General features: G+C 71.7%; 12 protein-coding genes. 3 read left to right on the plus strand and 9 right to left on the minus strand.

Going from position 1 to position 11567, the window contains the following annotated elements:
• Positions 1–162 precede the first annotated feature (162 nt).
• Positions 163–1617 carry an APC family permease gene (locus tag H489_RS25520; protein ID WP_017886548.1) on the minus strand — a complete coding sequence of 485 codons (1455 nt, stop codon included), beginning with the start codon at positions 1615–1617 and terminating at the stop codon, positions 163–165.
• 98 nt (positions 1618–1715) lie between these two features.
• On the opposite strand from H489_RS25520, the gene H489_RS36700 reads away from it, so the two are divergent.
• Positions 1716–2144, plus strand: a complete 429-nt coding sequence (locus H489_RS36700; protein ID WP_017886549.1) for a DUF6892 domain-containing protein — start codon at positions 1716–1718, stop codon at positions 2142–2144.
• Positions 2145–2205: 61 nt separating this feature from the next.
• Here H489_RS36700 and H489_RS25525 read toward each other — a convergent pair whose 3' ends face one another.
• From H489_RS25525 to H489_RS25535, 3 genes are read right to left on the minus strand one after another with little or no spacing between them, the layout of a single operon-like run.
• Positions 2206–2832, minus strand: coding sequence for a uracil-DNA glycosylase (locus H489_RS25525; protein ID WP_017886550.1), 627 nt, complete (start codon positions 2830–2832; stop codon positions 2206–2208).
• Complete coding sequence (locus H489_RS25530; protein WP_017886551.1) at positions 2829–4031, minus strand: glycosyltransferase; 1203 nt, start codon at positions 4029–4031, stop codon at positions 2829–2831. The genes H489_RS25525 and H489_RS25530 overlap by 4 nt, the downstream gene beginning before the upstream one ends.
• A 9-nt stretch (positions 4032–4040) precedes the next feature.
• Entirely contained in the window at positions 4041–4937 is an 897-nt protein-coding gene (locus H489_RS25535) for a DUF429 domain-containing protein (RefSeq protein WP_017886552.1), read from the minus strand.
• A 151-nt stretch (positions 4938–5088) separates the two neighbouring features.
• Here H489_RS25535 and ligD point away from each other — a divergent pair, with 151 nt between their 5' ends.
• Positions 5089–6111, plus strand: coding sequence for a non-homologous end-joining DNA ligase (gene ligD, locus H489_RS25540; RefSeq protein WP_017886553.1), 1023 nt, complete (start codon positions 5089–5091; stop codon positions 6109–6111).
• 40 nt (positions 6112–6151) lie between these two features.
• Here ligD and H489_RS38125 read toward each other — a convergent pair whose 3' ends face one another.
• The 3 genes from H489_RS38125 to H489_RS25545 all read right to left on the minus strand — a co-directional run bounded on the left by H489_RS38125 (position 6152) and on the right by H489_RS25545 (position 7683).
• The gene (locus H489_RS38125) at positions 6152–6295 is read right to left on the minus strand and encodes a hypothetical protein (protein ID WP_017886554.1); all 144 of its coding nucleotides are present in this window, start codon (positions 6293–6295) and stop codon (positions 6152–6154) included.
• The gene (locus tag H489_RS38130; protein ID WP_156155271.1) at positions 6292–6453 is read right to left on the minus strand and encodes a hypothetical protein; all 162 of its coding nucleotides are present in this window, start codon (positions 6451–6453) and stop codon (positions 6292–6294) included. Before H489_RS38130 ends, H489_RS38125 begins: the two co-directional genes overlap by 4 nt.
• A 186-nt stretch (positions 6454–6639) precedes the next feature.
• Positions 6640–7683 carry an ATP-dependent DNA ligase gene (locus H489_RS25545; RefSeq protein ID WP_017886556.1) on the minus strand — a complete coding sequence of 348 codons (1044 nt, stop codon included), beginning with the start codon at positions 7681–7683 and terminating at the stop codon, positions 6640–6642.
• A gap of 209 nt (positions 7684–7892) precedes the next feature.
• On the opposite strand from H489_RS25545, the gene H489_RS25550 reads away from it, so the two are divergent.
• Positions 7893–8978 carry an MBL fold metallo-hydrolase gene (locus H489_RS25550; protein WP_167578296.1) on the plus strand — a complete coding sequence of 362 codons (1086 nt, stop codon included), beginning with the start codon at positions 7893–7895 and terminating at the stop codon, positions 8976–8978.
• Between the two features lie 25 nt (positions 8979–9003).
• Here the strand turns inward: H489_RS25550 and H489_RS25555 are convergent, their stop codons facing one another.
• Positions 9004–9636 (minus strand): FMN-dependent NADH-azoreductase, encoded by a 633-nt coding sequence (locus H489_RS25555; protein ID WP_017886558.1) that lies wholly within the window; start codon positions 9634–9636, stop codon positions 9004–9006.
• A gap of 140 nt (positions 9637–9776) precedes the next feature.
• Positions 9777–11354 carry a hypothetical protein gene (locus H489_RS36705; protein WP_017886559.1) on the minus strand — a complete coding sequence of 526 codons (1578 nt, stop codon included), beginning with the start codon at positions 11352–11354 and terminating at the stop codon, positions 9777–9779.
• Between the last annotated feature and the right edge of the window lie 213 nt (positions 11355–11567).

Genomic DNA, 11567 nt, shown 5'->3' on the forward strand with positions numbered 1-11567 from the left:
TTCGTGAACCAGAACCGTCACGGTCATCCGTGCGCGGCGGTCAGCGGTCGCGTCGGCCGACCCCTCGACCCCGAGCCCGACGCAGGCGCCAGCCTCCGGCGGACAGCGACAGCGCGGCGATCACCGCGATGACGACGGTCCAGATGACGCTCGTCGCGTCCATCAGGCGTCGCGCTGGTCGTGCGGCGGGCGCTGCACCTTCGTCGGTTCCGTGACGAGTCCGGTCGGGGCCTTCTCAGCCTGCTTCCGTCCGTGGGTGAACCACGTCAGGACCCAGAGCAGCACGCCCAGGGCCAGCAGGGCGCCGGCGATCTGGTACTGCTGCGGGTCACGACCGGACGAGAACGGCATGACGAGCCACAGGCACGTGACGATGCCGATGATCGGGATGACCACACCGGCACGGAAGTGCTTGTGGTCGACCTTGTCGCGGCGCAGCACGAGCACGGTCACGTTGACGACGGCGAACACCGTCAGCAGCAACAGCGAGGTGGTGCCGCCGAGGACGACGACGATGGGGGAGTCGGGGTCGAGCGAGACCCACCCGATCAGCAGGAGCGAGATGAGCGTGGTGAAGACGATCGCGGTCGACGGGGTGCGACGGGCGGGGGAGATGCGGGACAGGAAGCCCGGCAGCACGCCCTGCTTGCTCATGCCGTAGAGCAGCCGCGACGCCATCATCATGTTGATCAGGGCCGTGTTGGCGACGGCGAACATCGAGATGAACGGCAGCAGGTCGGCGATGGGGAAGTCCGGCGCCGCGGTCTGCACCACGGTCACCAGCGGCGTCTCGTTGCCGGCGAGCTCACCGATCGGCACCACGGCGACGGCGCAGATCGACACGAGCACGTAGATCACGGCGGTGATGCCGAGGCCGGTGAGCATGATCTTCGGGAAGATGCGCGAGGGGTCCTTCGTCTCCTCGGCCATGTTGACCGAGTCCTCGAACCCGACCATCGCGAAGAACGCCAACGACGTCGCGGTGCTGATCGACAGCAGCAGGGACTTGTCCTCCGGCGTCTCGAACATCACGACCCGCGAGAAGTCCGCGTTGCCGCCCGCGATCGCCCAGAACCCGATCAGGATCACCATGACGAGACCGGACAGCTCGACCAGCGTCAGCACGACGTTCGTCTTGACGCTCTCGCTCACCCCGCGGAAGTTGATGAACATCACCGCGAGCATGAAGCCCATCGCGATGAGCATCACCACGCCGTTCGGCAGTTCGATGCCGAACCCCGCGCCGAGGTTCGCCGCGAACGCCCGCGACGCGGTCGACGCCGACGTGATCCCGGAACACATCACGATGAACGTCACGATGAACGTGACGAAGTGGATGCCGAACGCCTTGTGCACGTAGAGCGCGGCGCCGGCGGTCTGCGGGTACTTCGTCACGAGCTCGAGGTACGAGAACGCCGTCAGCAGGGCGACCGCGAACGCGATGAGGAACGGGAGCCACGCTGCCCCACCGACCTCGGCCGCGACCTGGCCGGTGAGCGCGTAGACACCCGTACCGAGGATGTCGCCGACGATGAACAGCAGCAGGAGCTTGGGACCGATGACCCGGCGGAGCTCGTGCTGCTCCTGCTGTGGGCGGTCCGTCTTGGTGGTGGCCATGCGTCACCCTTGCGCGCGGAACACCTTGCTGTCCAGTCCCACAGGAAGGTTTCTCGCGATCGCAACACGGTCCCGCGGCGACGGATACGCTCCGGGCCATGGACCAGCAGTCGAACACCACCGAGGAGCCCATCGAGTTCGCGGACTTCAACGCGAAGCTCCTGGTGCTCGATGTCCTCTGCTACGACCTCGACGTCCTCGACCCCTACGACCCGGACGCCGAGGACGAGACCGACGAGGACCTCGACGTCGACGGGCAGGACGACCGGGCGCGCGAGTACTACGACGACCTCGACCTGCTGCCGTCGCACCTGTCGCTCGTCACGGAGATCAGGGTGGACTCCGACCTCGAGGTCCTGCAGGACGTCCACCCCGGCTGGGACGGCTCGGACGACCGATTCGACCCGCAGAACTGGGACGACCTGCTCGACCTGCCGGAGCTCCGCACCGTGTACGCCGCCGCACCGTTGCCCGCCCACGTCGCCGAGCGGTTGGCGACGAAGGGTGTCGAGGTCCGCTCCGCCTGAGCGGGACGCAACCGGCACCCGACCGGCACCCGACCGGCACCTCACCGGGACGGGCCGACGGCTAGCGGTCGAGCGCCCGCACCTGCTCGGTGAACTGCTTCGCGCCACCCTGCGCCGGGTGCCGCACGGCGACCGCCTCGATGCCGGCCAGCGCGAGCGCTCCCTGCGCCTTCCGACCGACGGCGACCACCCGGACCCGGTCCGCGCCGCCGAGGGCCTCCAGCAGCGCGAGCGCGACGGGGGCTCCCGAACGGACCTCGGCGGGCCGGGGCGTGCGGTTCGTCAGCCGGTCCGGTGCCACGAACGGATGGTGCGGGAAGATCGCCCACGCGACGGGGAGCGCGCCATGCCACCCCTCGAGTGCGGCGTGCACGACGCGGGACGACGCTTCCCACGGGGCGGTCGGGTCCGGCGGCACGAGGTACTCGGACCCGAGTTCACGCATGCTCGTGAACGGCACGCCCGTGTTCGTCATGCCGCGCCACCCCGGGGCCTCGGCCACGAGCAGCGTGTCGGCACCCGGCCCGGACTGCTCCAGGTACCGCGTCAGGTTCGCCCGACGCAGCCGCCCCTCGGCCGATCCGACGTCGTAGAGCGCCTCGGCGTCGGACTCCACGGGCACGGCGTCGATCGCGGCCCAGAACGCCGCGAACCGATCGCCCGTGTCCGGGGCCCCCGACCTGTTCACGAGCGTCCGAGCACCCGGCGGTAGACGTCCTCGAGCCCCGCGGCCGACCGCTCCCAGCTGAGCCGCTCCGCGTGCTCCCGGCCCGCAGCAGCGAGCCCGGCGGCGTAGGGCGCATCCGTCAGGATCCGCTCGATCTCGTTCGCCCAGTCCTGCGGGTCGCGGGACTCGAGCACGACACCCGTCTCCCCGTCGACCACGGCCTCACGAAGGCCCCCGGCAGCGGCGGCCACGACCGGCACCCCGGAAGCGGACCCCTCGAGCGCGACGAGGCCGTACGTCTCGGAGTGGGACGGCACGAGCACGGCTGCCGCGCCACGGAACAGGAACGCCAGGTCGGCACGGGACTGCGGCCCGATGAAGGTGACGTGGTCGGCGATGCCACGCGCGTCGGCGAGCCGACGCAGTTCGTCCACGTAGTCGCCCGCCTCACTCGAGACGTCGCCCGCGATGACCAGAGTGGGGCGGGCCTCCAGGCTGATGTCGGCGATCGCCTCGATCGCCAGGTCCAGGCCCTTGAGCGGCTGCACGCGCGCCGCCGCGACCACGTAGGGCGAGGCGGCGCGGCGCGCACCGACCGCAGCGGGACGGAAGACGGAACCGTCGACCCCCGGCGGCACGATCCAGATGCGGGCGTCGTCGCCACCGAGCCGCGAGCGCACGGTCGACGCTTCGGCCTCGGACACCACGACGACGGCGTCGGACTCGCGGGCCAGCAGTTCTTCGCCCGCGATGCGACCGGCGGACTCGGGGCGCTCGCCCTCGGACAGCGGGGTCGCCGGGTCGGCAGCGATGGAGTGGAAGGACTGCACGTGGGGGATGCCGCGCTCGCGGGCGACGGGCAGAGCGGCCGCTCCGGAGAACCAGTGGTGCGAGTGCAGGACGTCGAACTGCCCGAGCTGCTCGAGCTCGTGGCGGAACGGCTCGATGAACGCGTCGTGCTCGCCCTTCGGCACCGGCTGGGCCGGTCCCGCGGACAGGAACCGCAGACACACGCCCGGCACCAGCGAGACCGAGTCCGGCTGCGTCGGGGCGGACCGGCGCGTGATGATGTCCACGTGGTGGCCCAGGTCGGCCAGCGCCTCGGCCTGGTGCCGGACGACGACGTTCATGCCGCCGACCTCGCCCGAACCGGGTTCGTCTCCGGGGGAGGTGTGCAGCGACACCAGCCCGATGTGCAGGGGTTCGGTCGTCGAGCTCACTGCTCAACCCTAGCCGCGCGGCCCCCGCTGCGACGGGCGTGCGGGCGCCACCACGACGGGCCGGCGGCCCGCCTCGTCTGGCGTGTCGGTGGGGAGGGTGGGCCCACGCCGCCGGTTCCCGGGCGACGCGCCAGCGGCGTCCGGGCCGTGTCGGTGGGGAGGATCACCTCCCAGGATCTGCACGCGCTCGTCGCCGTGTCGCTCCCAGAACGACGCCGTCCACGCGCACAGCGCCCCGTCGAGCAGGTCCTCGCGGTGCTTGTGCGTCGGACCGTGCAGCACCGACGGATCGGCGAGCCGCTGCGTCAGCGGGTGGGAGTCGAGCAGCAGCGGCGGGTCGAGCGGGGTCTCGCGCAGCCGCCGGACCAGTTCGTCGAAGGCCTCGGCGCGACGGGCACGGGCCTCGGCGGCGGGGATCCGCAGGTCGAGTCGCTTGTAGCGGGGGCGTTCGACCTCGTACCCGAGCTCCTCCACCCCCACCAGTGTCGTGTACGGGTAGCACTCGAACATCGCCGGACCGGTCCGTGCCCGCATGGCGTCCGTGTCGGAGACGTACCCGACGCCGAGTGCGGTCAGCCGGTCGAGCAGCGCTGAGCCGGCGCTCGCCGCAGATGCCTGGTTCGTCGGGTTGGCCGCGACCTTCCACCGGCCGTAGCGCTGCCCGACCTGTCGTTCGGACTCGCGGATCCCCGTCGGGTTCGTCACGACGAGCGAGGCGTCCACCGCGATGAGGGACCGTTGCCCGAGGTGCGCGGCGATCCAGTCGGTGACGGCGTCGACCCCGCGGGCCCACCCGGCGTCGGTGATCGTGCCGTCGGAGTCCATCGCGACCAGCCCGGTCTCGTTCGCGGCCTTCCGATCCGAGCCGAGTCCCCACGCGAGGTCGATGCCGAGGTACGCGTTCACCCGCCCCATCCTGCCGTGCCCGCAAGACACCGGTGTCCGCGCCCCGAACACCGGCGTGCGCGTGTTCGACCAGGGAACACCGGTGTCTTGCGGGAGAGCACGGGCGTGCGGGCTGCGGGCGCGCGGCGGGCACGCGTGTACGGTCCGCTGCATGGCGAGCGAAGCGACGACGGTGCGTGTGCCCGGGCCTGACGGCGACCGCGAGGTCCGGATCAGCAGCCCCTCGCGGGTGCTCTGGCCCGAGGCGGGGATCACGAAGCTCGACCTGGCGGAGTACCTCGTGACGGTGGGCGATGCCTTCGTCCGGGCGAACGGCGACCGGCCGATCTCGCTGCAGCGGTTCCCCGATGGTGTCGACGGCGAGCAGTTCTTCTCCAAGAACCCGCCGAAGGGAGCGCCCGACTACGTCCGGTCGGTGACGGTGACCTACCCGAGTGCCCGGTCGCACCCGCAGCTCGTGATCGACGAGCCGGCCGTGGCCGTGTGGGCCGCCCAGATGAACACGGTGGTGTTCCACCCGTGGGCCTCACGCGCCGAGGACAGCGACCACCCGGACCAGCTCCGCATCGACCTCGACCCGCAGCCCGGCACCGACTTCGGTGACACGGTGCCCGTGGCCGAGGAGCTCCGGAAGGTCCTCGACGAAGTCGGGCTGACCACGTGGATCAAGACGAGCGGCAACCGTGGCCTGCACGTGTTCGCGCCGATCCACCCCGAGCACGAGTTCCTCGACGTGCGGCACGCGGTGATCGCCGCAGCGCGTGAACTCGAACGCCGGATGCCCGACCAGGTGACGACCGCGTGGTGGAAGGAGGAACGGGGACAGCGGATCTTCGTCGACTTCAACCAGGCGAACCGCGACCGCACGATGGCCGGTGCCTACAGCCCCCGGGCCCTGGCGCACGCCTCGGTGTCGACGCCGGTCACGTGGGACGAACTGCCGACCGCTGACCCGACGAGCTTCACGATCCGGACGGTTCCGGAGCGGCTGCAGACCACCGGCGACCCGTGGGAGTCGATGCGGGAGCAGCCGGGCAGCATCGAACCGCTGCTGGAGTGGTGGGAGCGTGACCTGGCGAACGGCGAGGGGGAGCTGCCGTTCCCGCCGGACTTCCCGAAGATGCCGGGGGAACCGCCGCGCGTGCAGCCCTCACGGGCGAAGAAGCCGAGCTGAGGCCCAGCGGTCGAGCAGACGGGCCCAGCCGAGCCGAACCTCAGGCTGCGGAGGAGACGTCCCGCTGGCGGTCCGGGTCCTCGACGCGGGTGGTGTGCGTCGGCAGCCCGACGCTCGCGGTGTGCAGGCGGGTCAGTCGCGACCAGGTGCCGCGGTGCGCGTCGGTGATGCCGTCGACGATCACGCGCCGAGTCCGATCGTGACGAGTGCGAGCGCCGTGGCGGTGACGCCGGCGATGGCGCTGATGACCGCGCTGAGCTGCAGGACGCGCTGACGCCGTGCTTCTCGGACTTCGGTGAAGGGGCTCCGCTGAGGGTGGCGGACAAGCGTGCTGGTGCTCATGTCGATCCCCATTCGATCCAGGCATCCGGGGCTCCGGAATGGACGCCTCGTGCTGCTGGGAACATCCTCACACGACTTCGCTAGTTCGACTAACTACTCATCCGGAAACGTGACCGAACAGCGACAAACGGACACCGCAGTGCGTTCCACGACCCGGAGGAGCGCACAGGGGCGGTGGCGAACGCCTCAGGACAGCACGTCGTGCAGGTCGTACGCACTCGGCACCTCGAGCTGCTCGAACCCGCACGACGTCGCGTCACGGTCGGGCCGCCACCGCTCGAACTGCACGGTGTGCCGGAACCGGTCGCCCTCCATCTGGTCGTACCGGACCTCGAGCACCAGTTCCGGCGCCAGCCGGACGAACGACGTGTCGCGACCCGACGAGAACCGCGACCGTTCCCCGTCACCGGTCACGGGCCTCCCGTCCGCATCGCGGAGCACGACGGGCTCGAGTTCTTCGACCAACGCGGCCCGTCGCTTGTCCGTGAAGGCGGAGACGCCGCCCACCTGGCGGAGCTCGCCGTCTGCGTCGTACAGGCCGACCAGCAGCGACCCGACACCGGAGCCGCTCTTGTGCACGCGGTAGCCGATGGCGACGACGTCGGCGGTGCGGTGGTGCTTGATCTTGAGCATGGTGCGCTTGTTCGGTTCGTACGGCCGCGCGCGGGGCTTCGCGACGACACCGTCGAGCCCGGCGCCCTCGAAGGTGGTGAGCCATTCGCGGGCCTGCTCGACGTCGAGCGTGGTGCGGGTGACGAAGAGCGGGGTGGTCATCGCGTCGCCGAGCTGTTCCAGGCGCTCGCGGCGCTCGTCGAACGGCAGGTCGAGCAGTTCCTGCCCGTCGACCGCCAGCAGGTCGAACGCCACGAACTGCGCCGGGGTCTCGACGCTGAGCTTGGCGATCCGTGAGGCCGCCGGGTGGATGCGCTGCGACAGGGCCTCCCAGTCGAGCCGCTCGGCACCGGGCTCGCCGGACCGCAGGATCACCTCGCCGTCGAGGACGACCGGGTGGTCGCGTCCGCCGAACTGCGCGCGGAACGCCTCGACGAGTTCGGGGAAGTACCGGGTGAGCGGCTTGGCGCCGCGGCTGCCGATCTCGACGTCGTCGCCGTCGATGGTCACGATGCCGCGGAAGCCGTCCCACTTCGGCTCGTACCGCAGCCCGCCCTTCGTGCTGTCCGGGTCGGGCACGGTGGCGACGGCCTTGGCGAGCATCGGTGCGATCTCCATGCGTCCTGTCTACTCGCGCGCGTCGTCGGCGCTGTCGGCGCGGTGCTGCGCAGCCTGCGCCGTCTGCCTGGAGGCCCGTGCTCCGCCCGGCGCGTGCGTTCGGTGAGCAGGAATGGTCGGGTCCACGGCCCGCACCCGACCCTTTCTGCTCACCATGCGTCGGGAGCAGGGCCATCGCCGGCCAGACACGCGTCGGTATGGTGGCGAGCGTGACGACCGTGCCCCCGCCGGCAGCGCCGGCCCCGGAACCGATCAGCCCCGTGCAGGCCGCCGCGCTCCGCGACGGTGTCCTGCCGCCCGTCGAGCAGGTCCGGCCGGGCATCTGGACCCTCGCGGTGCCGTTCCGGTTCGGGGTGCCCGACGCCACCCTGGTCTACGTCGTCGAGGGGGCGGACGGCTCGCTCGCGGTGATCGACCCCGGGTGGTCGGCCGACGGCCGTCTCGACGAGCTGCGGGACGGCCTCGCCGCGATCGGACGGGACCTGGATGACGTGTCGCTCGTCGCCGTGACGCACCTGCACGCCGACCACCTGGGCGCCGCAGCTGCGATCCGCCGGGCGACGGGCGCCAGTGTGGCGATGCACGGGCTCGAGGTCGGAGCGCTCGAACGGGAGCGCGCCGACGCCGAGCGGAACGACGCGGACATCGCGACGTGGGGGCTGCCCGAACACCTGCGCCCCGGGGTCGTCGAGGCGTGGGGGCTGCCCGAACACCTGCGGGCCGGGGTCGTCGAGGCGTGGGGCAGCGGCCGTCGGATCGGGATGGGCCGGATCGAGGCGCCGTACGCCGACGTGTCGCTGGAGGACGGTGACCTGCTGCCGATCCCCGGTCGGACGATCCGCACGCTCTGGACCCCGGGGCACACGAGCGGGCACGTGTGCTTCCTCGACGAGACCGACGGGCTGCTGTTCTCCGGCGACCACGTGCTGCCGCGGATCAACTCCGGCATCGGGCTCGGTGGACGGACCGGGACGAACCCACTGGGGGACTACCTGGCGTCCTTGGCCCGGCTCGACCCGTACGCCGAGCTCGAGGTCTGCCCGGGGCACGAGTACCGGTTCCGCGACGTCGTCACCCGTGCGCGGACCCTGGCCCGGCACCGGGAGGAACGCTCCCGCCACGTCGCCGCGGCCCTCGACGCACTGGACCGACCGACCCTGTTCGAGGTCGCCGCCCGGGTGCCGTTCAGCGGCGGGATCGAGTCGATGACCGGGTTCCTGCTCGCGAGCGCACTGACGCAGACGGCCTTCCACGCAGACCTGCTCGGGCGGGCCGACGAGGTGCGGCCCGCCTGACCTCAGCCGTCCGCGGCCGCGCGGGTCAGCCGAGCGTCGTCGCGAGGCGTTCGATCGTCGTCTTCGCGTCGGCGAACTCGGCGGCGGCGTGCTCGGCCAGGGCGGCGAGGTCCGGCAGCCGGTCGGCCAGGGTGGCGCTGACGGTGATCGGGTACAGCTTCATGCCGAGCGCGGTGCCGAGCACGATGTGCAGGACGGGGGAGCCGTGGTCCCAGCCCTCGGTCGGGGTGCCGGCGTCGTAGGTCGCGCCACGGCTCACCACGGTCACGACGGGTCGCCCGGCCAGGGGCTGCACGCCGCCGGTCAGGATGCCGGGCACGTGGATGCGGTCGATCCAGGCCTTCAGGGTCGAGGGCACCGTGTAGTTGTACAGCGGCGCACCGACCACGACGACGTCGGCGGCCAGGAGCTCGTCGATGACCTCCTGCCGCAGTGCGTCGGCTTCGGGCGCGACGGTCTCGTCGGCGGTGCGGTCGGCGGCGGCCCAGTGCAGCGCGGAGCTCTCCAGGTGGGGGAGCTGGTCGACGTGCAGGTCGCGCCGGACGACCGTGTACTCCGGGCCGCGGGCGCGCCAGGCATCGGCGAAGGCTGCGGTCAGCGCGCGCGAGCGCGAGTGGGAGAGGTCGGCCGAGGAGTCGATGTGCAGCAGCGTGGGCATGTCGCCAACGCTACCGGCGCGGACCCACCCGGGTGCTGATGCGAGAACGGCCCCGCTGCTCCGGTGGGGAGCAGGCGGGGCCGTGGCGGGCCTCCCGTCCGCCGCGCGGGCACGCGACGGACGGGAGACGTCTCCGGGTGTCAGCGCTGGGCGCGACGACGGCGCGCGAAGCGGGCGCCGATCAGGCCGGCACCGGCGACCAGCAGGCCGAGGGCCCACGGCAGTGCGTCGGTGGTGTCCGAGCCGGTGTAGGCGAGCTGGCCGCCGGTGTTGACCGGTGCGACCGGGGCCGCTGCGGGTGCGACGGGGGTCGGGTCGGCGATGCCGGCGGCGACGGTCGGCCGGACGTCGACGGCGAACGACGTGCTGAAGTCGCCGGCGGCGACGGTCAGGTTGTGGATCGACGCGTGCGGGAACGTGACGCCGACGATGCCGAAGTCACCGAGCTCGGGGTCGGGCGCGATGACGTCGCTGGCGATGTCCGACGTCACCGTCGGCAGCTCGCGCGTCTCGCTGTCGAAGCCGCCCTCGGGGTTGCCGAAGCGGTCCACGAGACCGCCCTGGACCACGAGCGTGCCACCCTGCTCGATGGTCGGACGGCCACCGATCTGGAAGTCGTCCTCACCGAGCGTGAAGACGCTGCCGTCGGGCTCGATGATCCAGCTCGTCCGTTCCTGGTCGCTGTCATCGAAGAGGCCAGCGCGGTCGGTCGTGTAGACCATGACGCCGATCGGGGCTGCGGCCTCGACGGTCATCGACACGTACTGCGTGACGGACTCGGTGCCGCTGGTCGCGGTGACGGCGAAGTCGTAGTCCATCGCGAAGGTGGCGGTCCCGCTGAGTTCACCGGTCGAGGCGTCGAAGGTCAGGTCGAAGGGGAGCTGTTCCTCGGGGGACGACTCGTCCTCGGGGAACTCCTCGGCGTAGTCGGCGTCCTCTTCGGAGAACCAGGTGAGGCTGTACTTCGGCTCCGGGAAGCCCTGCGCACGGAAGGTGTGCGAGAAGGCGTCACCGGCGACGGTGCTCAGCGCGAGCGGGTTGTCCTGCGTCGCGCCGGCCTTGGTGGGCTGGCCGTCCGCGCCGAGGAACGCCGGGGTCTGCGTCACGGCCGCGGTCGCGGCCGAGGTGACGGTCGACGTCTCGGTCGCGCCGGGCAGCGTGCCCGTCACGGCGACCGTGATGGTCTTGCGGACGTCGGTGGGGTCGACGACGTAGCTCGCGGCCTTCGACAGGACGTTGCCGTCCTGGTCGGTCCACGAGTACTTGTAGCCTGCCTCGTCGTCGAAGCCGGTGACGACGGCGACGAGTCGGGTGCCGACCTTCGCAGCGCCCTCGATGGCGACGGTGGCGTCGGCGGCCTCGGCGGTGACGTCCGGCTTCGGGGTCTCGGTCGGCGTCGGCGCCTCGGTGGCCGTCGGCGCGGTGGTCTCCGGAGCGACGGGCTCGTCGGTGGCCTCCGGGGCCGGTGCAGCCGGGGTCTCCTCGGCGGGAGCCGGGGTCTCGGGCGTGGTGTCGGCGGGCGGATCCGTCGGCGTGGACGTCTCGCTGCCCTCGGCCGGGGCCGGGGTCTCGACGGCCGAGATCGGCTGCGTGGTGTCGAGCGTCTCGGCGTTGGCGGCCGTCGCGGTCATGATGCCGAGGCCGGTGGTCAGGCCGACCAGGGCGACGGTGGTGCCGACGGCGCAGGCGCGACGGACTGTGGAGGTGCTGCGGTGCACGGGTTCCCCCAGGGAATCGGTCCAGGCCACTGGCCCGGATCATGTGAATTTGCCGAGAATGTCGGCGTTCTCGGATCGTAGCGGGATCAGGTCCTGGGGCTGTGACGATTCACCGGAATGTGACCCGGGTTGGGGGTGTGTGCGGGAAACCGCCTGACTTCCGCAGCCGCGGCGCGGCTGCGGAGGTGCGGAAGGACGGACGGGAGGCCCGGT

Origin of the sequence: Curtobacterium flaccumfaciens UCD-AKU, from assembly GCF_000349565.1 — a bacterium.
GTDB classification, from domain to species: Bacteria; Actinomycetota; Actinomycetes; order Actinomycetales; family Microbacteriaceae; genus Curtobacterium; species Curtobacterium poinsettiae.

Excerpts from the sequence above, each read along its gene's own strand:
- H489_RS25520 (WP_017886548.1), bottom strand. The coding sequence starts at position 1,617 with ATGGCCACCACCAAGACGGACCGCCCACAGCAGGAGCAGCACGAGCTC.
- H489_RS36700 (WP_017886549.1), top strand. The coding sequence starts at position 1,716 with ATGGACCAGCAGTCGAACACCACCGAGGAGCCCATCGAGTTCGCGGAC.
- ligD (WP_017886553.1), top strand. The coding sequence starts at position 5,089 with ATGGCGAGCGAAGCGACGACGGTGCGTGTGCCCGGGCCTGACGGCGAC.
- H489_RS38130 (WP_156155271.1), bottom strand. The coding sequence starts at position 6,453 with ATGAGCACCAGCACGCTTGTCCGCCACCCTCAGCGGAGCCCCTTCACC.
- H489_RS25545 (WP_017886556.1), bottom strand. The coding sequence starts at position 7,683 with ATGGAGATCGCACCGATGCTCGCCAAGGCCGTCGCCACCGTGCCCGAC.
- H489_RS25555 (WP_017886558.1), bottom strand. The coding sequence starts at position 9,636 with ATGCCCACGCTGCTGCACATCGACTCCTCGGCCGACCTCTCCCACTCG.